A 21860-nucleotide genomic window follows, 5' to 3' on the forward strand; every position below is an offset into this window, starting at 1 on the left:
TGAAATTCAATGCTACACTTATAAACACATCAAGAGGGGCGATTATTAATGAAAGAGAAATGATAAAGGTCTTAACAGATAGATCTGATATTTTTGCTGTTTTAGATGTCACATATCCAGAGCCACCCGAAGTGAACTCTCCACTCTTCCAATTAGAGAATGTTATTTTAACGCCTCATATTGCAGGGTCCTTGTTTGATGAATGTCAACGAATGGGAGAGTTTATGTTAGAGGAGTTAAAAAGGTATATAAATAACGAACCCTTGAAGTGGGAAATTACGAAAGATAAGGCTTCAATCATGGGCTAGAAAAAAACTAAAATGAAACGGGGAATGTTCATTGAGTAAGCAAATTGATCAGGCTGGAAGTGTTGATCGTCGCTATTGGATAGGCACAATGAAAAAAATAGCAGATCCAGTACTCCTTACACTCTCTCAGGATAAATTGAAAGAGGCAATGCCAGTTGAAGGGCAGACGGAAGATCGAAGAAATTATAGTCACTTAGAAGCATTTGCTAGATTGGTTTGTGGGATGGCACCTTGGCTTGAGCTCGGTGAGGCAGAGGATGAGGAAGGGCAACAAAGAAAGAAGTATGCTGATTTGGTCAGAAACTGCATACGGATTGCGACCGACCCAACAGCTAAAGATTATATGAATTTCACAGAAGGGCACCAACCAATTGTGGACACCGCTTTTCTAGCGCATGCTCTAGTTCGGGCACCAGGAGAATTAATAGATAAATTAGCTCCTAAAGTAAAACAAAATGTAATTAAGGCATTTAAGTCAACTAGAAATAGAAAACCTCCCTTTAATAATTGGTTGTTATTTGCAGCCATGATTGAAACGGCTTTATATTTACTAGGTGAAGAAGATTGGGATCGAATGAGAATCGACTTTGCCCTCAAACAGCATAGTCAATGGTATTTAGGTGATGGTGTCTATAGTGATGGGCCGGAATTTCATATGGATTACTATAATAGCTATGTCATTCAACCGATGCTTGTAGACATAATTGATCAAGTATGTGATCAGTCTTCCGATTGGGAGGAAATGAAAGACGAAATCTTTAAACGTGCAACAAGATATGCAGTCATCCAGGAAAGGAGTATCTCACCTGAAGGTACGTTTCCAATAGTAGGACGATCAATTGCTTACAGGTTTGGAGCATTTCAACATTTGGCCCAAATGGCACTCCAACACAAATTAGATAAAAATCTTAAGCCGGCTCAAGTAAGATGCGCATTAACATCCGTTATTCGTAAAACCATGAATGCCCAGGACAATTTTGATGAAAATGGTTGGTTAACAATTGGTCTTTATGGTCATCAGCCAGAGCTAGCAGAGAGTTATATCTCAACAGGCAGTTTGTATTTATGTGCAACCGTATTTTTACCGCTTGGATTGCCGGAAACTGACTTATTCTGGCAAGGCCAAGAAGATTGGACTGCAAGAAAGGTATGGAATGGAAGCAGAATATCAATTGATTCTGCCCTTTCTTAAACGCCTCTAATCCAAAAGAGCAACGACAGTTAATTAATCCCTATAAAAACGCAAGGAAGAACAAATGATTTATCTAGAAATCAATTATAATAAAACTATCTTAAGAGGAGGTTTACAAACTCTATGTGAGGCCATCGTAGTTCCTTAACATGAAGAAATGGTTAAAAAGAGCTATTAAGTTAGTGTTAGAAATGAAAGCGTTTACAAGTAATGGTGTCAGGTGCTTGTTGGTTTTTGGTTTTTGGTTGAAGCGTTAAGGCATTAACAACGTTGTTAATGCCTTAAAACAAAATTAAAAACAGTAAGTTAGTGTCAAAAATAACTGTATGGAAGGAGAATAATCATGAGTGACATCATGCCCAAAGTTAATACGAATGTTTCCTTGCCAGTTAAGAAAAAATCAAAAAATAATTATGTTTGGTATATCTTTTTACTTCCTACTTTCTTGGGGATAGCCTTATTTATGGCTTATCCTATCTTTGAATCTCTAAGGTTAAGCTTTTATAGGTCAAATGGAATGATTGAAACTTTTACAGGGCTTGATAATTTTCGAAGAGTACTAACTTCTGGTCCTTTTTGGAATTCAGTTTGGAATACTTTTTTCATTGGTATCTTTCAGATTCTTATCACAATTCCTCTTGGGTTTATTTTTGCATCGTTAATAAATACAGTATCTAGAGGGAAGAATTTCTTTAAGGTTATTTACTTCTTACCAAATGTAACTTCTATTGTGGCTGCGGCGATGATCTTCGCCTTCGTACTTCATCCTGATATGGGAATCATGAACTATTTCCTTGCAAAAATTGGATTGCCCACACCGATGTGGTTATCTGATCCATCAACTTCTAAATGGGCTGTAATACTTTTAGCTGTTTGGCACTGGATAGGGTTTGTCATTATTATTTTCCTAGCCAATTTACAATCAATATCAACAGAGATGTATGAGGCTGCGAGAATTGATGGAGCTTCAGGTTTTCAACAATGGCTTTATATTACCATCCCATGTATGAAAGGGACATTTGCTTTTCTATTAATTACTGGATGGATAGGTGCTTTGCAACGCTTTAATGAAGTTTATGTATTAGGTGGACCTAACGGTAGTCCAGCGAGATCTATTCAAACAATGGGCGCATTTATCTATGAGCGTGGATTTACTGGATTTGAATTCGGGATTGCTTCTGCAGCGACGTATATCATGTTTATGATTATATTGTTCTTCACGTTTATAAATCTGAAAATTTCGAAAATAAAGTTGTAGGTAGGAGGAGGTTTGAAATGAAGCAGACCATGACAACTAAACAATCCGAGCGCTTGATAAATGCTGTGAAATTCATAGTGTTATTAATTTTCGGAGTTTTATTAATGACGCCGTTTTTATGGATGATCAGTGTTGGCTTTGATAGAACTGCTAATATAGCAATGCCATTCCCTCCGAAACTAATTCCAGATAATTTATCTGCATTTAATTATGGGATTATCTTTGAGAATGGGAGAGTATTCAAAGCTTATTTAAACTCTGGAATTGTAACTACTAGTTCAGTAGCTATAAGTGTGTGTTCAGCTCTGCTTGGGGGTTATGCTTTTTCAAAAGGAAAGTTTAAAGGAAAAAGAATCTTGTTTTTTATGGTGCTATGTACGCTAATGATCCCTATGGAACCAAGGTTAATACCATTATATAAATTATTTAATAGTGTTGGACTTTTAAATACATTTTGGCCTTTAATTTTACCTTCACTTGTTAGTGGTTTCTTAGTTTTCCTTTGTAAACAATTTTTTGATCAGTTACCAGACACATTGCGCGAGGCAGCACAAATAGATGGGGCTAGCGAATTTAAAATTTTCTTTAGTATTTACTTACCGTTAGCAGGACCTATTGCAGCCACAATGGTAATATTATCATTTATCTGGAGCTGGAATGACTTTATGTGGCCATTAGTTGTCTTGAATAATCAAGAACTTCACACCATTCCACTTTATCTTGCTAGTTTCTCTTTAGAGAATGGTACTAGTTTAGGTGGGTTAACGATGGCACTGGCTACGGTTAGTATTTTACCTATAGTAATTGTGTATCTATTTTTACAAAGATACATTATTCAAAGTATCGCATTAAGCGGAGTAAAGGGGGAGTAATAGGTTAGTGTTGTTAGAAAAAAATAAACAAATTAATAGGGGGAATGTTCCATGTTTAAAAACAAGAGTTTAGTTTTAGCATTTAGCTTGTTTGTTTCTATTAATGATTGCTCTAGTTGGTTGTAGCTCAAGCTCAGAGAATACCTCTTCTGAAGGCGAATCTTCTAGTGAGGCACCAATTGCTGGTGGAGAGTTTGAAGGTCAAACTCTTAAAGTCCAATTAATTGGAGATTTCAACATGGATGATACAACTGATCCAATTACTGGTGAGCGCGTTAAGGGACTTAAGGTGGTCAAAGAGGAATTTGAAAACTTGTATGCAGGTACAAAGGTTGAATTCATTATTATGCCTTGGGAAGGTTATGTAGAAAAAACACAAGCGATGCTTACATCAGGTGAAGCAGATGTTTATCAAATGCCGGGAATTGTCGATTTTGCAGCACAAGGCGTATTAGAGCCATTACAACCCTACATTGACGGAGATAGTGAATTTAGTCTTGATAGATTTATTGACAATCAAGTCGATGGATGGTTGGCTTTAGGTCCGGATGATGAAGATTTAGAGATTTATGGGCTTCCATTTTTAGGAGATGCACGTTTTATCACATATGATAAACAATTATTTGATGAGTGGGGCGTAGAATATTTATCGGATTACCCTACGATGGAAGAAGTCAAGGAAAAAGCTAAACAAATGACGGGGACAAATCCTGTAACAGGTGAACAAAATTATGGTATTTGGTTTAGAGGAGATTGGTCATCAGCATTTACTCTTATTAACCTTGCTGAAGGTCAAAATGGCAAATGGGGAGAAGGTTTTGCTTGGGATGAAGTGAAATTTAACTTTGATTCGCCTGAAATGATTAATGGCTTAGAATGGTTACTAGAAATGCAAGAGTATGCACCAAGTGGACTTGTAAGTAATCAAGGGTCTGAGGCTTGGTTAACAGCGAACAACAATATTGGAATTATGCTAAACCAAGGTCCTGGTAACTTAACAAAACAAGTGTATGCTCAAGGTTTAGAAGACCGCATCGCTATTGCACAAGAATTCAAAAACGATGACGGTGTTGGTGGGTTATTTGCAGGTAGTCCAATTACAATTGCTAAAAATAGTAAAGTAAAAGATTTAGCATGGGAATGGATGAAGTTTGCTACAAGTGATTTCGTTCAACAATATATTTATGAAGAGCCTGGTGCAATGCCTTCTGTAAAATCAGCATTAGAGTGGGAAAGTGTTCAACAAACAGCTCACTTAATGGATCCAATTTTTGAAGCGATGTCTACTCCTTGGACTCCTCGTTATCCATGGGGATCTTCCCAGCCAAGATTTATTTTAACATCTGAAGTTGAAGCTGCGTTAACGGGTCAAAGAACGGCTGAGCAAGCATTAGAGCGAGCTCAAAAAGAAAGTACCGATTGGGTAGAAAGTAGGTAAGGAATAGAAGAAGGAGGCTAGTCCTCCTTTTTTTATTTTAGGAGAGAATGAGAACTTTTGTCGAATTATTCGAAAGTGAGAGTTGTTAATATATGATGAGTGTATAAAGGTTTTGAAAATTCACATATCTTATTTAAGTTGTTCCTTAGTAAAAAGGATAGGCATTAAATACTTATCGAGGTGAGATAAGATGGATGAAAATATTAAGGTGTTTTTTCGGAAGTCTGATAAACAGTGGTCACATGATGAATTCCCATACCATTCACACGACAAGTTTGAAATTTACTATTTTCACAGTGGTGACTGTAAGTATGTGATTGGAGATCGTATCTATCAATTACAGCCTGACGATATCATTATTATGAATGGGCTGACGTTACATTGTGCAAATCCAGAAATGACAGCTCCTTATGAGAGAAGTATTATCGAATTTTCGCAAGAATGGATAAAACCCTTAGTTAACGGTCTTCAGGTATCGGAATTATTAATCCCATTTTATAAATTAAGTAATTCTTTACTCCGAAATGTAGATAAAACGATTCTTTGTGAAATTGAGGAATTGATTAGGGCTTTATCTATACAAATGAGTGAACAACTACCTCAATCAAAAGATCTACGTCTGCATAATCGCTTGGTAAATGCAAAAGTATCAACATTGTTTGTTCAATTACTTTTTAAAATATATGAATTAAGTCAATCTAGATTAGCACAGGTGCCGTTATATGAATCCGAAAAGGATTATCATGTAGAGAGAGTTATCAATTGGATTGATGAATATTTCACTACTGACATTTCCTTAACAAATATTGCTGATAACTTAAATATCAGTAAGTATTATATGTCAAGGATTTTTAAAGAAATAACGGGATTTACAGTTATGCAGTATTTAATGAGTTGCCGTATGAATCGTGCTAAGTTTTTACTTGAAATGAACCCGGAAAAGTCAGTTTTAGATGTTGCTATTGAATCAGGATTTGAAAGTCCGTCTCACTTTAGTCGGTTTTTCAGGCAACAACTTAAGATGACTCCAACAGAATACCGAAAACGGCAAAACAGCGCAAGATTAGTCAAGTCAAATCGAAAATAAAGCAATCTTCCCTATGAATCAATTTATCAAAATGAGTAAACTTAAAAATGGAAGCGCTTCTATTTCCTTAAGGGAGAGTTGTCTATGGATAAAAAATTTGGAGCACAACTATACACACTACGAGAAGAATTAAAGAGGGATTATCCTGCAGTATTTAGAGAGTTAAAGAAAATGGGTTGGGCTGGGGTACAGTTGTCTGCGCTTCCAGAAGGCTATGATCCACATGAAATTTCTGCTTTACTGAGAGAGACAGGTCTTCGAACTGCTGGTATACATGTTAGTTTGGACCGTCTTACGAGAGAATTAGATAGTGTTCTAGAAGAGGTACATCTGTATAATACACGAGATATTATTTGTCCCAATCTTCCAAATGAATATAGATCTATTGAAGGTTACCGTTATATTCGTCAAGAGCTCAACGATATAGCTGATCGGGCAAAAGGCATCCGTATTAGTTACCATAATCATGCATTTGAGTTTGAAACAACGGTAAATGGCCAGTCAGCCTTGGAATATTTACTTGAACCAACATATGAAAATATGATACTAGCTGAAATAGACGTGTTCTGGGTTAAAAAAGGAGGGTATGATCCATTACAGTTCATACAGCGATATGCACATCGTATGCCAATCATCCATCTTAAAGATATGACGGCAGATGAGCATCAAACTTTCGCAGAAGTTGGTACAGGACTTATTGATTTTGAACCCATTCTTAAATGGGGAGAACGTTCAGGCGTTGAATGGTATGTGGTAGAGCAAGACCAATGTCAAGGAAACCCAATGGAGAGTTTGGAAATTAGTTTAAATAACTTAAATAGACTCTCTAAGCAATTAGCTTAAAGTCAATTAGGGGAAGTGAAAATATGAAAATTGGGTGTTGTGCAAATATTGATCAAGCAGATATTGTGCACGCAGCAGGCTATGACTTTATTGAATGTACTGTTGTTTCTCTCGTCCCTGAAAAAAGTGAAGAAGAATTCGCAGAGATTTTAGAGAAGTATCAACGAAGCCCGATACCAGTAGAAGTATGCAATGTTTTTCTGCCAGGTGATTTAAAAGTGGTGGGAGCGTCTGTTGATGCAAAGAGGATAGAAAGATATTTGAAAACGGCTTTAACACGTGTAAAGCAAATTGGAGCCGATACAATCGTGTTTGGTAGTGGTGGAGCAAGGTCAATTCCTGAGAATTTTCCAAGGGGAGAGGCAGAACAACAAATACTTACATTTCTTCATTTAGTTGCTAAATATGCTGAACCTCTCGGATTAACGATTGTAATTGAACCTTTAAATAGGAAAGAAAGTAATATCCTTAATAGCATTCCTGAAGCAGTTGAATTTGCTAAAAAAATAAATCATCATTCCATTCAAGTTTTGGCTGATTTTTACCATATGGATGAAGAGAATGAGCCGTTAGAAAATATTTATGAAATGAGAGAACATGTGAAACACATTCATGTTGCTGATACGGGGAGGTACTCTCCAGGTACAGGTCATTATCCGTATGAGACGTTTGTTCAATGTGTGAATAAAGCAAATTATCAAGGACGTATATCAATCGAATGTAGTTGGAATGAGATGGAGACTGAATTAGTCAAAGCTAGAAAATATTTAGAAAACTGTTTTGTGATCAAAGATCATAATTAGTTAATCAATATTGAACTGGAGGAAGATATATGTCAAAAGTTAGAATTGGGATTATTGGTGTAGGGACAATGGGGTCAGCTCATGCTGTTTATTTACAAGCGAATGAAATAAAGGGTGCTGAGTTAACAGCTGTACTCGAGATACAAGAGGAAAAAAAAGATTGGATAAAAGAAAATCTAAATGGAGTGATACTCTTTACAGATGAAGAATCTTTCTTTCAATCGGATGAAATAGATGCGGTTCTCATTGCAACACCACATTACGATCATCCAAGATTAGCTATTAAAGCTTTTAAATATGGTAAGCATGTGTTATGTGAGAAACCAGCAGGTGTGTATACAAAACAAGTCCGTGAAATGAATGAAGCGGCAAAAGAAAACGACCTCGTTTTTTCAATGATGTACAACCAAAGAACGAACCCTTTATATGCTAAATTACGTGATCTAATCCAGTCAGGTGAGCTTGGAGAAATCAAACGGATTAATTGGATTATTACAAACTGGTATCGCTCGCAAAGTTATTACGATTCAGGTGGTTGGAGAGCAACTTGGGAAGGGGAAGGTGGAGGTGTCCTAATTAATCAGTGCCCGCATCAATTAGATTTGTGGCAGTGGTTAACAGGAATGATGCCAACGCGAGTACGTGCTTTTTGTTATTTCGGTAAACATAGAAATATTGAAGTGGAAGATGATGTAACCGCATTTGCGGAATATGAAAACGGAGCTACAGGTGTGTTTATAACATCAACGGGTGAAGCACCAGGAACGAATCGTCTAGAGATCTCCGGTGATCGTGGAAAGATAGTCGTTGAGGATGGGAAAATGACCTTTTGGCGAAACCGCATTTCAGAGCCTGAATTTAATAAACAGTATAAAGGCGGATTTGGTAGTCCGGAATGTTGGAAATGTGAAATTCCAATTCAAGGCGAAGAAACGGGACATAAAGGAATTACGCAGAATTTTGTTGATGCTATCTTGACAGGTACATCTCTTTTAGCACCGGGTACAGAAGGGATTAATGGTTTACTTCTTTCTAATGCAATGCAATTGTCAACTTGGAGAGATGATTGGGTGAACTTCCCTCTAGATGAAGAACTTTACTTTCAAGAGTTACAAGATAGAATACAGAATTCTACAGTCAAAAAAGAGAATAAGAGTATTACATTAAATGTACAAGGGACTCATTAAAACATTTAAAGGTTGTTTAAGTTACATTAGTTACAAGAAAGAAGTGATATTAGTGTATGAGTCGAAATGATGGGATGAATTACGCACCGAAAGGGAAACCAAATAAAGTTGTCTCCGAAAATGAATTTACATTTGCAGCTATAGCTTTGGATCATGGACATATTTATGGAATGTGTAATGGTCTTGTTGAAGCCGGAGCGAGATTAAAGTGGGTATATGACCCGGATCCAAGTAAAGTAAAAAGCTTTGTGAAAGCGTTTCCGAATGTGCTAGTAGCTTCCTCAGAAGAACAAATCATGCAGGATGAAGAGGTTCGACTAATCGCAGCGGCTGCTATCCCTTCAAAACGTTGTGAACTTGGTTTAAGAGCAATGAACAACGGTAAGGATTACTTTACGGATAAAACTCCATTTACTACATTAGAGCAGCTAGAGATAGCGAGAGCCAAAACGAAGGAAACTGGGAAAAAATATATGGTTTACTATAGTGAACGTCTTCATGTGGAAAGCGCTGTTTTTGCAGGACAATTAATTGAGGAAGGTGCAATAGGAAGAGTCATTCAAGTGACAGGTTTTGGGCCTCATCGTTTATCTGCAGAGATTAGGCCAAAATGGTTTTTTGAAAAAAAATATTACGGTGGGATTCTTTGCGATATTGGCAGTCATCAAATTGAGCAGTTTTTATATTTTGCAGGTTGTAAGGATGGAAAAGTACTGCATAGTAAGGTGGCTAATTACAATGCCAAGGATTATCCAGAACTAGAAGACTACGGTGATGCAACATTAATTGGTGACAATGGTGCTACGAATTATTTTAGAGTTGACTGGCATACCCCAGATGGACTTAGTACATGGAGATGGTAGAACTTTTATTTTAGGAACGAAAGGATATATAGAGATAAGAAAATATGTAGATGTTGCCAAAGATAAAGGTGGTGACCATTTGTTTCTAGTTAATGAAGAAGGAGAACAACACTTCTCACTTAGTGGGAAGGTAGGCTATCCGTTTTTCGGAGAATTAATTCTTGATTGTCTTAATCGTACCGAGTATGCAATGACACAAGAACATGCCTTCAAAGCAGCAGAGCTATGTCTTTTAGCACAACGAGAGGCTGTAATAGTAGAGTGAAGTCAATAAAAAACAAACATAAAGAAAATTACTATGAAAGAAGTGATTGGAATGAAATTTTCCGTTTTTACTGTTATGGTACCGGAGCTCACTCCTAAGGATATTCTTATTACTTTAAAGGAACAAGGCTATGATGGGGTCGAATGGAGATGTAAGGAAACCTCAGGAGAATTGCGACAACAACCAGTGAGCTTCTGGGGAAATAATTTATGTACGATCTCTCCTAACAGCACAGAAGCTCAACTGGCAGAACTAAGATCACAAATTGAACAATTTAACATAGAAACTGTAAGTGTGAATCCTTATCTGGATTGTAGTAATTTAGACGATACTGAAAATGTATTAAAAATCGCCTCACAGCTAGGGGCGTCAATGATTCGAGTCGGTGTTCCGAGATATGACAGAAGCGTTAACTATCAAGACTTATTTAAACAAGCTAGAAATTATCTACATGAAGTAGAAGAAATGTGCAAGCAATATAAAATTAAGGGGTTAGTCGAAACGCATCATGTGACAATTGCCCCAAGCGCTTCGCTGGCGCATCGTTTAGTTGATCAATTAGATCCAAAATATATAGGGGTTTTATTTGATCCAGGTAATATGATATTTGAAGGCTATGAAAATCACAAAATGGGATTAGAGTTACTAGGCCCATATTTGGCTCATGTTCACATGAAGAATGCATCTTGGAAAACAAAAGGTCAGAGAGAGGATGGAAGTGCAATTTGGGAGCCAGCATGGGACTTAGTTGAAAATGGTGTTGTCAATTGGAAGCAAGTATTAAGCGATTTAAAATCTGTAGGTTATGATGGTTATATTGGTATGGAGGATTTCAGTGGTGTATTTACGAATGAGGAAGCATTAAGACACAATATTTCGTTCATCAAACACCTATTAGATGATTAAAAGAATAAACGATGAAAGAGCTGTGAGTTAGAATGCTCAACAGCTCTTTTTAATTTGGGTACTTATGTGTTTGCCGATACTGATTAGGAGACATGTTTAACGATTTTTTAAAAACTCTATAAAAAGTTGATAATGTCTCATAGCCAACTTCAAAACAAATTGTCACAATTTCTTTATCAGATTCGACTAGTAATTTTTGCGCGTGCTGAACTCGAACATCTGATAGATATTGCATAGGAGTAAGGTGATATTGCTCTTTAAAAATAGCATTTAAGTAACGACTGCTAAGCCCCATGCGAGAAGAGATGATGCTTAATGTTAATGGCTCATAATATTGCGTCTCAATGACCTGTTTTATCCGTTCAGCACGTATGCTATTGGTATCAATATACTGAGTGAATTCTTGTGATCTAGCTATTATAAGGAGAAGCTGTAGTAAATAAATTTTAAGAGCAGAACTTTTAATAATAGAATTATTAGATTGCTCGAAAAGCATCTTCCGTAGTAATTGTCTTAGTTCGCTGCTAACAATTGAGTTTGGTTTTAAAGAAGAGGATATTTGAAAGAAAGCATTTATTAAATCAAGCTGAATGGTTGTATCAAGAGACTTTTTGTCAAAGGCAAGCACGAGCATTGTTAAGCTAGAATTGGAAATAATAGAGTGCTTCGAAAAAGGAGCGATAATCATTGTATTATCTTGGGTTACAGAGTGAGAGATCCCATCGATGATGATGTGCCCTTGCCCTTCAATAATATAAAGAATTTGATGAATAGGATGATGATGTTCATGTACCACGTCCTTGTCTTTATGTTTACTTTCAAAAAGGTATGTACCGTATTTGGGTAAATCAATATTGCGGAGCACCATTAACAACCCTTCTCTCTTTTATATATTTACTTCGCTTTTGTAAAAAATCATAGCGGGTTTTAAAAGTCATTGCAACAGATAACTAGTTCCTAAATTGAGAATATATTTCCTAGAATAATAAGACAGACAAAAGCGAGTTTGATTAAAATGAAGTTAGAATTAGAAATCATCCAATCAGGAAGGGGTTTGAAAAATGGCAGTAAAGAAAATAGGCATTATCATGAATGGTGTAACTGGTCGCATGGGAACAAATCAACATCTTATTCGTTCTATTATCGCAATTCGAAATCAAGGAGGAATAACGCTACCTAACAATGATATTATCATGCCGGATCCGATACTTGTGGGACGAAATGAGAAAAAGCTTCAAGCACTCGCTGAACAACATGAACTTACCAATTGGAGTACGGATCTAGAAGCTTGTTTGGATGACTCTTATTACGAAATTTACTTTGACGCACAAACTACAGATAGAAGAGCGGAAAGTATAAAGAGAGCCATTCAAGCCGGGAAGCACATTTATTGTGAAAAACCTACTGCTACTAACTTAGAAGGTGCCTTAGAAATAGCTCTGTTGGCTAAAGAGGCAGGAGTGAAAAACGGAGTTGTTCAAGATAAGCTATTTCTTCCAGGTTTACTCAAGTTAAAACGAGTAATAGATTCAGGATTTTTCGGGAGAATTCTGTCTGTAAGAATGGAGTTCGGTTATTGGGTGTTTGAGGGGGATTGGCAACCTGGACAACGACCGTCTTGGAACTACCGTAAAGAAGATAGTGGCGGTATGATCGTTGATATGTTTGCTCACTGGCGCTATGTGTTGGATAACCTATTTGGAAATGTAAGCGCTGTTTCTTGTTTAGGAACAACTCATATTCCAGAGAGGGTAGATGAAGAAGGGAACACCTACAAATGTACAGCTGATGATGCTGCGTATGCAACCTTTGAGTTGGAGGGGGGATTATCGCTCAGTGTAACTCTTCTTGGGCGGTTCGAGTGAATAGAGAAGATTTACTCACCATTCAAGTTGATGGAACAGAAGGGAGTGCCGTGGCTGGATTACGTAATTGTAAAACACAACACCGAGTAAATACACCAAAGCCCACATGGAACCCTGATATTGAAAATCCATTCGTTTTCGAGGAACAGTGGGATAAAGTACCTGATAACCAAATTTTTGATAACGGTTTCAAAATTCAGTGGGAAGCGTTTCTAAAACATGTCGTTATTGATCAACCGTTCCCATGGGATTTACTTGAAGGGGCTAAAGGAACGCAGCTTTCAGATCTTGGATTACAGTCTTGGGAAGAACGTAGATGGGTTGATGTACCTAAATTAAACATATAGGGGGGCTTTATGGGACAGATATTAAATTTACCTCGACAAGATGGATCTTTATATCAATATCAGTTTCAGGATATGAATCCAATAGAGGTTCCAGTTGGCCAATTTCAAAGTAGGGTAGCGTTCGCCGCTGCTCATGTCGTCTGTGATCCTTTAGGAACCAATGATCCACTCAAAAACGCAACGATTGATTGGGAAAGTACACTAGCTTATCGACGGCATTTATGGTCACTTGGATTTTCCGTAGCTGAAGCAATGGATACGGCTCAGAGAGGCATGGGACTAAGTTGGCAACAAGCTAAGGAATTAATTAAACGATCAGTAAAAGAGGCAAGAGCTGTTGATGGTCAAATCGCATGTGGTGCTGGTACGGATCACCAAACCCCTAGAACAGATATCACTTTGGAGGAAGTGGAGGCTGCTTACGAAGAACAATGTGAGTTTGTAGAATCGCAAGGTGGGCAAATTATTTTAATGGCTAGTAGAGCACTAGCAGCTTGTGCTAAAGGACCAGAAGATTATAGAAGAGTTTATGGGAAAATTCTCAATCAAGTCTCACAGCCTGTTATATTACATTGGCTAGGTGACATGTTTGATCCTGCTTTAGAAGGTTACTGGGGTCATAAAGATGTAGATGAGGCAATGAATGTTTGTCTTAGTATTATTGCTGATAATGCTGATAAAATTGATGGAATTAAGATTTCTCTCCTTGATGCGGATAAGGAAATAAAAATGCGTAGACTCCTGCCGAATGGTGTAAAGATGTATACTGGTGATGATTATAATTATCCAACGTTAATTCAAGGAGACGAACAAGGGTATAGTCATGCGCTACTTGGGATTTTTGATGCGATAGCGCCAGCGGCTGCAGCTGCGCTTCATGCTCTTGATAAAGGGGAGATGAACCGTTATAACTCTCTGCTAGAGAAAACGGTTCCTTTATCGCGACACATCTTTCAAGAACCAACGTTTGCTTATAAAACAGGCATTGTTTTTATGGCTTATTTAAATGGTCACCAATCTCATTTTCGGATGATTGGAGGTACTGAATCAGCACGTTCCATCGTGCACTTATCTGAACTCTTCGTTATGGCAAACGAAGCAGGCTTGTTAGTGGATCCGGAAATGGCTATCAGACGTATGAAATTGGCATTGGAATTATCAGGGATAACCTCTTAATTTAACTCAGTAATTTGACCTTAATCATCAAGAGAGGAGTGTTTAAAATGAATCATTTCAACTCAATTGACCGCCTCAGTTTGAATCAAATTACTACGGAAAAGTGGAGTTTGAAAGAGGCAGTAGATGGCTGTTTACGGGCCGATGTTCCTTGGATGGCTCTATGGAGGCATAAAATTTCTGAAATTGGACTTAGAGAAAGTAAAAATATTATCAAAGGTTCTGGGATTAAAATTTCAAGCGTGTGTCGTGGTGGGATGTTTCCAGCAACAACTGCTAAGTTACGGCAAGTGGCTATAGATGATAACAAACGTGCTGTCGATGAAGCAGCAGAACTAGGCGCAGAAGTACTTGTTCTTGTATGTGGACCTTCAGCCGGGAAAGATATTAGCGAAGGCCGAAAAATGGTAGAAGAGGGTATTGAAGAACTTGTACCATATGCAGAGGAGAGAGGAATAAAATTAGGAATTGAGCCACTTCACCCTATGTATGCAGCTGAACGTTCTGTCATCGTATCTTTAAGTGAAGCTGTCACCTTGTCGGAAAAATTTCAGGCTAAACAAGTTGGTGTAGTGGTAGATGTTTTTCATGTATGGTGGGATCATGATTTATATAACCAGATTAATAGAGCTAAAGGCCGTATTTTAGGCTTTCATATTTCTGATTGGATTGTTCCGACACCAGACATGCTTATGGGTAGAGGAATGATGGGAGATGGAGTCATTGAGTTGCGTCGGATTCGACAAGCGGTTGAAAAAGCAGGCTATGGCGGTCCAATCGAAGTCGAGATCTTTAATCAAAAAATTTGGGATACACCTGGTGATGAAGTTCTTGCATTAATGAAAGAGCGTTATCTAGAACATGTTTAAGTCTATTTAGATTCTAAGAGGTGACGTCATGATTGATGTCGTTTTAGTGGGCATAGAAGGCTATGCTTCAAGCCATTTTGAAGCTTTTCTTAAAAGAGCAAAACAAGGAAAAGTAAGAATTGTTGGAGTAGTAAATCCGTATAGTCCAAAAAAAGAGACATTGAACAAATTGCAGGAGTTTAATATTCCTCACTTTAAAACGTTAGAATCGTTTTATCAAAATGGTAGAGCAGATTTAGTAAACATTGCTTCACCGATTCAATTCCATTGTGAACAAACATGCTTGGCCTTAAGTAATGGAAGTCATGTTCTATGTGAAAAGCCTTTGGCTGCTACAACGGTGGAAGTTATGGAAATGATGAATTACCGTGACAAGACTAATTTAAAAGTGGGCATTGGCTATCAATGGATTTATTCAAGTGCGTTTCAACAATTAAAAATGGATTTCGTAAATGGAAAATTTGGAAAACCAAAACGTCTAAAATCAATAGTGTTATGGCCTCGTCCTGAAAAGTATTTTCATCGAAGCTGGGCTGGTAAAATTAAAGATGACACAGGAAGATGGGTATTAGATAGTGTAACTGCTAATGCAACCGCTCATTTTTTACAAAACATGTTTTATATCATTGGAAAATCAATGAATGAAAGTCAACTTCCTCTTAAACTAGTAGCGGAATCATATAGGGCTAATCATATTGAGAACTATGATACTTCGGCTATTAGAACTATAACAGACGAAGGTGTTGAAATTCTATTCCTTGCTTCACATGCTATTCAAAAAAACGAAGTGTTTGGACCTGAATTTGAATATGAATTTGAGAACGCAGTAGTAAAGTTTACAAGCGTTGCGGGGGAAGATCAAAATCTAATAAAAGCATATTATTCAGATGGAACGGTAGATAATTATGGCTCCCCGTTTGCAGATGACTTTTTAAAAATTGATCATATGTTAGCTGCAATTAACGTTAAAAATAAAACCGTGGATTGTAGTATAGAAGTGGCAAGCTCTCATACATTATGTATTTCAGGAATACAACAGTCTGTGCCATCTCCAGTCAACTTTCCAAAAGAAAAGGTACATTTTGATTCAATCGAGCAAATAGTGTGGGTTGATCAGCTAAGTGACGTGTTAAAACATTCCTATAAGAAATGGAAAATGCCTCATGAATTGAAAGTGAATTGGGCAATTAGCGGTGAGGTGGTTTCTTTAGAAAGAAATGAGCTTTATCGTATTTTAAAAAATGAGTCTACTTGAAAATTAACACACCTAACAATTCTCAGAACAATACAGTGACCTGTCTCATTGCGAAACGGGTCACTGTTTTTGTTAACTTTCATTTCTAAATTTTGAGTTCCTACAAATTGTGACGCAGAAATCAAATTCGCTCCCAATTAAACCCAGTTATATGTAAAATTTCTCTGGCTAAAATCATATGTCCAGTTGTTGTTGGGTGGACTCGGTCCCAGGCTAACGTGGCAGGATATAAATCTTTTAATACTTCATTGAAAGCTGACTGAGTATCAACAAAAACACACTTATTAGTACTAGCAAGTCTTCGAACAATATCACCGTACCTGTCCATTGTTCGTCGCATAAGGTCTTCTTCATTCAATTCTAAATAAAAAGGAGTCATTAAAATGATGCCTTTTACATTTGGTTTTGTATCAACAATTAGTTTCTCAAGAGTTTTCTCATATTCATCTATGTAAACATGGTTTTCAGGTCCAAACTCTAACATTTTCTCAGTGTAAAAGGGATAACGTTAATATTAATTACCTTAATAATACGGATATCCGAACACTTCAAAATTTTATATTTTACAAAATGATAAATAAATAACTACCACTATTTAACACTATGTATAGTGTATTAGCCTATGATTCCAAGTAAAATAAACTCAAACTTCAGATATACGGAGGAGGTATAAAGTAAGAGATAGCTAAATTATTACGGATATCCCAAAGAGTGGAAGCGCTTACTAATTGAACTGTTGAACCTAGACAACGAATAAAAACTTTCTAATTTACTAGATTGGTTTAGGAGGAATGGTTTATGACTGATAAAGTAAAAATTGGCCTTGTTCAGAGTAGGAGTAGAAGGGCCTTGGAATATGGGAGAGTTTTATGGACAATCCTATTTAGTCGATCCGAGAGGGAGCTTTGTCTCTATTGGCAGTCGTGATAAAGATGAAGTGATTATTGGTGAGATGAATAAAAAACTTATACGTGAAGTAAGAGATACATGGCAATTTTACAGGGATCGGCGTCCCGAAACGTATGAAGAAATGACATCACTACTTCCATAAATAAAATGATTTGGATTTTACATAGAGGAAGTTGTTCTATTTATCTATGTGAAATCCTATTTATTTAAAAATATGATCTATGAAGAAAAGGAGGCTTTTCTATTGACTAAAAATAGCTTGCAAAATATATCACTAGTCGATTTAAAGAAGAATTTTCAGGAAGCTCATCTAGGGCTATCTAACCAAGAGGCACTGGAAGAAGCTAACCGTTGTTTGTACTGTTATGATGCTCCCTGTATCACCGCTTGTCCTACGGGAATAGATATACCGACCTTTATCAAGAAAATTGCAACAGGAAACCTAAAAGGGTCTGCTAAAACGATCATGACTTCTAATCCCGTTGGTGCAAGCTGTGCTAGAGTGTGTCCAACTGAAGAACTTTGTGAGGGTGCCTGTGTACTCAACCATTCTACCAAACCAATTATGATAGGAAACTTACAAAGATATGCAACTGATTGGGCAATAAAAAATGAACAAGTTTTATTTAAAGCTGGTCAAAAGAACGGTAAAACAGTAGCTATTGTGGGCGGGGGGCCTGCAGGCTTATCTGCGGCTCGTGAATTAGCTTTATTTGGTTATCAAGTAACCATTTTTGAGGCAGAAAAAGAAGCAGGTGGTTTAAATACGTATGGAATTGTTTCTTTTAGGTTACCTCAATCCATTTCTTTTTGGGAAGTAGAACAAGTTAAAAAACTAGATGTAAAGATTCAAACGAACACAAAAGTAGGCATAGATATAGCTGTGACAGAGCTAACGGAAAATTTTGATGCTGTGATTCTTGCTGTTGGGATGTCAAGTGTTCCAAATCTCGGGATTGATGGAGAAGAATTAGAAGGGGTATATGACGCGATTGATTTTGTGAAATCAACCAAGTCAGGTGAAATACCACATCACTTAGTTGGAAAGCGTGCTGTTGTTATTGGGGCAGGGAATACAGCTATTGATGGCGCAACATGTTCTGTTCGACTCGGAGCAGAAAATGTAAAAATATTATATCGAAGAACGGAAGCAGAAATGACCGCGTATGATTTTGAATATGAATTTGCAAAGCAGGACGGCGTGGAATTCCGTTGGTTAACTGCACCTAAGCGAATTATCGGAGATGAAAATGGAAAAGTAAAGGCTATTGAATGCATTAAAATGAAGTTGACAGAGTCAACCGACGACGGTCGTAGACGCCCTGTACCGGTAGAAGGGTCCGAATTCACGTTACAGGTAGATGCAGTAATTAAAGCTATTGGACAATCAAGATATATCCAACTTATTGAGCAGTTTGGTTTGGAACATGAAGGCGGAGTTGTGAAAATCAATCAAGATACGTTCCAAACATCTAATGAAAAAATTTACGCATGTGGTGATGTTATTTTTGGTAAAGGACAAGGAGAGGCAATGGTTGTCTCTGCAGCACAGCAGGGAAAAGATACAGCTTATGCAATTCACAGACAAATGTTTAAAAACCAAACAGAAACGGCGTAATCAATATTTTTTCTTATAAGGAGGAATCTTATGGCAGACTTACGAATAAATCTTGCAGGCATTAAATCTCCTAATCCATTTTGGTTAGCTTCAGCACCACCTACTAATTCTGGTTATCAAGTTCAAAGAGCGTTTGAAGCAGGTTGGGGTGGAGCAGTTTGGAAGACTTTGGGTGACCCCATATTAAATGTATCGTCACGTTTTGCTGCTGTTGGCTTTAACGGTCAAAAGGTAGCTGGTTTTAATAACATTGAGTTAATTACTGACAGACCTCTTGAAGTCAATCTAAAAGAAATCTATGAAACTAAAAAGAGGTTTCCGGACCATGCCATTATCGCCTCTTTAATGGTTGAACCGAAACAAGAGAAGTGGCACGAAATTGTTAAGCGAGTTGAGGATGTCGGGGTTGATGGTCTTGAGCTAAACTTTGGGTGTCCTCATGGTATGGCTGAAAGAGGAATGGGGGCGGCTTCAGGGCAAGTTCCAGATTTAGTTGAAAAACAAACCTATTGGGCAAAAGAAGTAGCTCAAACGCCTGTTATTGTAAAGTTAACGCCGAATATTACAGATATTACCGTTACTGCAGAAGCTGCCGTCCAAGGTGGAGCAGATGCCATAAGCATGATTAATACAATTAATAGTCTTGCAGGGGTTGATATTCATACGTGGAATACGATTCCTCACGTTGCTGGAAAGGGAGCTCATGGTGGGTATTGTGGACCAGCAGTAAAGCCGATCGCTCTTAATATGGTAGCTGAATGTGCCCGTAATCCTAGAATTAATGTTCCGATTTCTGGAATTGGTGGGATTTCGAATTGGCAGGACACAGTAGAATATTTATTGATGGGAGCTACTGGTGTTCAAATCTGTACGGCGGCTATGCACCACGGATTCCGTATAGTGGAAGACATGATTGATGGTCTATCCAACTATCTAGATGAAAAAGGAATCGAATCAATTGACGGAATAATCGGAAAATCAGTGTCGCGTTATTCAGATTGGGGAAATTTAGATTTAAATTATAAAGTCGTAGCCAGAATTAATACAGACGTTTGTATCAATTGCAATAAATGTCACATCGCTTGCGAAGATACGTCTCACCAATGTATTGACATGCTTAAGGACGATAAAGGTAAAGGTTACTTAAAAGTTGATGAAGATAATTGTGTAGGATGTAATCTCTGTTCAATCGTCTGTCCGGTTGATGGAGCGATTAATATGGTTGAATTACCTCATGAACAACCACCGATGACATGGAATGAACGTCAAGCGGCTATTCAGGCAGTTCAGAGTTGTGAAGTAGATATAGGAAAGTGATAGGAGGAGTTTTTATGAAAAAAGTTATCAAAAATGGAGTTATTGTAACTGCAACAGATACGTACCAAGCAGATTTATTAATTGAAAATGGCAAGATTTCTAGCATTGGCCAGAATTTTAATGAAACTGGGGCAGAAGTGGTTGATGCCAATGGATGCTATGTATTTCCTGGAGGGATAGATCCACATACCCACTTGGAAATGCCTTTTGGTGGAACTGTTTCCAAGGATGATTTTGAAACTGGAACAATTGCGGCAGCGTTTGGTGGGACAACAACAGTAATTGATTTTTGCTTAACTAATAAAGGTGAACCTTTAAAACATGCGCTTCAAACATGGCATGCTAAGTCCAAGGATAAAGCGGTTATTGATTATGGGTTTCATTTAATGATTGGTGAGATGAATGAAGATGTTCTAGAAGAACTTCCAACCATTATTAATGAAGAGGGGATCACATCTTTTAAAGTATTTATGGCTTATAAAAATGTTTTTCAAGCTGATGATGGCACTTTATTTAAAACATTACTTGCAGCTAAAGAGCTTGGCGGTTTAGTAATGGTTCATGCTGAAAATGGCGATGTAATTGACTATTTAGTCAAGCAAGCTTTGGCAGAAGGGAAAACGGATCCTATTTATCATGCTCTTACAAGACCACCTGAGGTAGAAGGCGAAGCAACTGGTAGAGCAGCAGAATTAACAGGCTTAGCGAATTCTCAATTGTATGTTGTACATGTTTCTTGTGCGGAGGCAGCAAAGAAAATTGCAGAAGCAAGAAGAAGAGGGTTTGATGTGTGGGGAGAAACGTGCCCACAATATCTTGTTCTAGATAAGAGTTATTTAGAGAAGCCTGATTTTGAAGGAGCCAAATATGTCTGGTCTCCTCCACTTAGAGATAAATGGCATCAAGATGAATTATGGAATGCTCTTAGAACAGGAGACTTACAAACTTTAGGATCTGATCAATGCTCCTTTGATTTTAAAGGGCAAAAAGATTTAGGAAAGGGAGATTTCAGTAAAATTCCTAACGGTGGTCCGATAATTGAAGATAGAGTAAGCATTCTTTATTCTGAGGGGGTAAAAAAAGGAAGAATCACATTAAATCAATTTGTTGATATTACCTCAACTAGAATTGCAAAATTGTTTGGTTTATATCCAAAAAAGGGGACAATTGCAGTTGGAACCGATGCTGATATTGTCATATTTGACCCGAATGTAGAAAGAACGATTTCGGCTGAAACCCATCACATGGCAGCGGATTACAATCCCTTTGAAGGCATGAAAGTGACAGGAGAGCCTGTATCTGTGTTGTCACGTGGTGAATTTGTTATTCAAAATAAACAATTTGTAGGAAAACTTGGCCAAGGAAAGTATTTAAAAAGAGCAAAATACAATCTTAGTCAAACTGAACCAACGAAAAGCGATGAGTTGACGATTTAATGAGGAGATGATTGCTTGATTAGATATAGTTAATTTAATATCAGCA

17 protein-coding genes and 4 pseudogenes are annotated in these 21860 nt (G+C 37.4%); 19 read left to right on the forward strand and 2 right to left on the reverse strand.

Translation table 11 applies throughout. The features are described from left to right. From JCM9157_RS10510 to JCM9157_RS10560, 11 genes and pseudogenes are all read left to right on the forward strand, one after another. On the forward strand, positions 1-308 hold a 308-nt coding region (locus JCM9157_RS10510; protein WP_035664545.1), incomplete at its 5' end, for an NAD(P)-dependent oxidoreductase. Positions 309-339: 31 nt separating this feature from the next. Further along, positions 340-1500, forward strand: coding sequence for a DUF2264 domain-containing protein (locus JCM9157_RS10515; RefSeq protein ID WP_268870940.1), 1161 nt, complete (start codon positions 340-342; stop codon positions 1498-1500). Positions 1501-1843: 343 nt separating this feature from the next. Further along, positions 1844-2758 carry a carbohydrate ABC transporter permease gene (locus tag JCM9157_RS10520; RefSeq protein WP_035664546.1) on the forward strand — a complete coding sequence of 305 codons (915 nt, stop codon included), beginning with the start codon at positions 1844-1846 and terminating at the stop codon, positions 2756-2758. Positions 2759-2775: 17 nt separating this feature from the next. Continuing rightward, positions 2776-3630, forward strand: a complete 855-nt coding sequence (locus JCM9157_RS10525) for a carbohydrate ABC transporter permease (protein ID WP_148296849.1) — start codon at positions 2776-2778, stop codon at positions 3628-3630. 91 nt (positions 3631-3721) lie between these two features. After that, positions 3722-5068, forward strand: a complete 1347-nt coding sequence (locus JCM9157_RS10530) for an extracellular solute-binding protein (protein ID WP_035664550.1) — start codon at positions 3722-3724, stop codon at positions 5066-5068. Between the two features lie 190 nt (positions 5069-5258). Continuing rightward, positions 5259-6155: an AraC family transcriptional regulator gene (locus JCM9157_RS10535; protein WP_035664552.1), complete on the forward strand. Its 897-nt coding sequence runs from the start codon at positions 5259-5261 to the stop codon at positions 6153-6155. Positions 6156-6239: 84 nt separating this feature from the next. Continuing rightward, positions 6240-6998, forward strand: a complete 759-nt coding sequence (locus JCM9157_RS10540) for a sugar phosphate isomerase/epimerase family protein (protein ID WP_035664553.1) — start codon at positions 6240-6242, stop codon at positions 6996-6998. Positions 6999-7021: 23 nt separating this feature from the next. Beyond that, positions 7022-7801: a sugar phosphate isomerase/epimerase family protein gene (locus tag JCM9157_RS10545; protein WP_035664556.1), complete on the forward strand. Its 780-nt coding sequence runs from the start codon at positions 7022-7024 to the stop codon at positions 7799-7801. 29 nt (positions 7802-7830) lie between these two features. After that, entirely contained in the window at positions 7831-8988 is a 1158-nt protein-coding gene (locus JCM9157_RS10550; RefSeq protein ID WP_035664559.1) for a Gfo/Idh/MocA family protein, read from the forward strand. Positions 8989-9044: 56 nt separating this feature from the next. Further along, a pseudogene (locus JCM9157_RS10555) lies at positions 9045-10116 on the forward strand (Gfo/Idh/MocA family protein). Between the two features lie 51 nt (positions 10117-10167). Further along, on the forward strand, positions 10168-11022 hold the full coding sequence (locus JCM9157_RS10560) for a sugar phosphate isomerase/epimerase family protein (protein WP_035664663.1): 855 nt from the start codon (positions 10168-10170) through the stop codon (positions 11020-11022). Positions 11023-11071: 49 nt separating this feature from the next. Here the strand turns inward: JCM9157_RS10560 and JCM9157_RS10565 are convergent, their stop codons facing one another. Beyond that, positions 11072-11890 carry a helix-turn-helix domain-containing protein gene (locus JCM9157_RS10565; protein WP_035664562.1) on the reverse strand — a complete coding sequence of 273 codons (819 nt, stop codon included), beginning with the start codon at positions 11888-11890 and terminating at the stop codon, positions 11072-11074. A 193-nt stretch (positions 11891-12083) separates the two neighbouring features. On the opposite strand from JCM9157_RS10565, the pseudogene JCM9157_RS10570 reads away from it, so the two are divergent. The 4 genes and pseudogenes from JCM9157_RS10570 to JCM9157_RS10585 all read left to right on the forward strand — a co-directional run bounded on the left by JCM9157_RS10570 (position 12084) and on the right by JCM9157_RS10585 (position 16534). Further along, positions 12084-13234: pseudogene (locus JCM9157_RS10570) on the forward strand (Gfo/Idh/MocA family protein). 9 nt (positions 13235-13243) lie between these two features. Beyond that, a complete protein-coding gene (locus tag JCM9157_RS10575; RefSeq protein WP_035664564.1) occupies positions 13244-14410 on the forward strand; it encodes a dihydrodipicolinate synthase family protein in 1167 nt (388 codons plus the stop codon). A gap of 47 nt (positions 14411-14457) precedes the next feature. Beyond that, complete coding sequence (locus JCM9157_RS10580) at positions 14458-15279, forward strand: sugar phosphate isomerase/epimerase family protein (protein WP_035664567.1); 822 nt, start codon at positions 14458-14460, stop codon at positions 15277-15279. A gap of 28 nt (positions 15280-15307) precedes the next feature. Next, on the forward strand, positions 15308-16534 hold the full coding sequence (locus JCM9157_RS10585) for a Gfo/Idh/MocA family protein (RefSeq protein ID WP_035664569.1): 1227 nt from the start codon (positions 15308-15310) through the stop codon (positions 16532-16534). Between the two features lie 121 nt (positions 16535-16655). Here the strand turns inward: JCM9157_RS10585 and JCM9157_RS10590 are convergent. After that, positions 16656-17015: pseudogene (locus JCM9157_RS10590) on the reverse strand (SGNH/GDSL hydrolase family protein); the annotation flags it as partial. Between the two features lie 339 nt (positions 17016-17354). On the opposite strand from JCM9157_RS10590, the pseudogene JCM9157_RS10595 reads away from it, so the two are divergent. The 4 genes and pseudogenes from JCM9157_RS10595 to hydA all read left to right on the forward strand — a co-directional run. Beyond that, positions 17355-17585 (forward strand): annotated as a pseudogene (locus JCM9157_RS10595) (nitrilase-related carbon-nitrogen hydrolase); the annotation flags it as partial. Positions 17586-17687: 102 nt separating this feature from the next. Further along, positions 17688-19061: an NAD(P)-dependent oxidoreductase gene (locus JCM9157_RS10600; protein WP_439644343.1), complete on the forward strand. Its 1374-nt coding sequence runs from the start codon at positions 17688-17690 to the stop codon at positions 19059-19061. Positions 19062-19091: 30 nt separating this feature from the next. After that, entirely contained in the window at positions 19092-20378 is a 1287-nt protein-coding gene (preA, locus tag JCM9157_RS10605; RefSeq protein ID WP_035664571.1) for an NAD-dependent dihydropyrimidine dehydrogenase subunit PreA, read from the forward strand. 14 nt (positions 20379-20392) lie between these two features. After that, positions 20393-21814 (forward strand): dihydropyrimidinase, encoded by a 1422-nt coding sequence (hydA, locus tag JCM9157_RS10610; protein WP_035664573.1) that lies wholly within the window; start codon positions 20393-20395, stop codon positions 21812-21814. The last annotated feature ends 46 nt before the right edge of the window (positions 21815-21860 follow it).

This window comes from Halalkalibacter akibai JCM 9157, assembly GCF_000513135.1.
In the GTDB taxonomy this organism is placed as follows: domain Bacteria; phylum Bacillota; class Bacilli; order Bacillales; family Bacillaceae_D; genus Halalkalibacter; species Halalkalibacter akibai.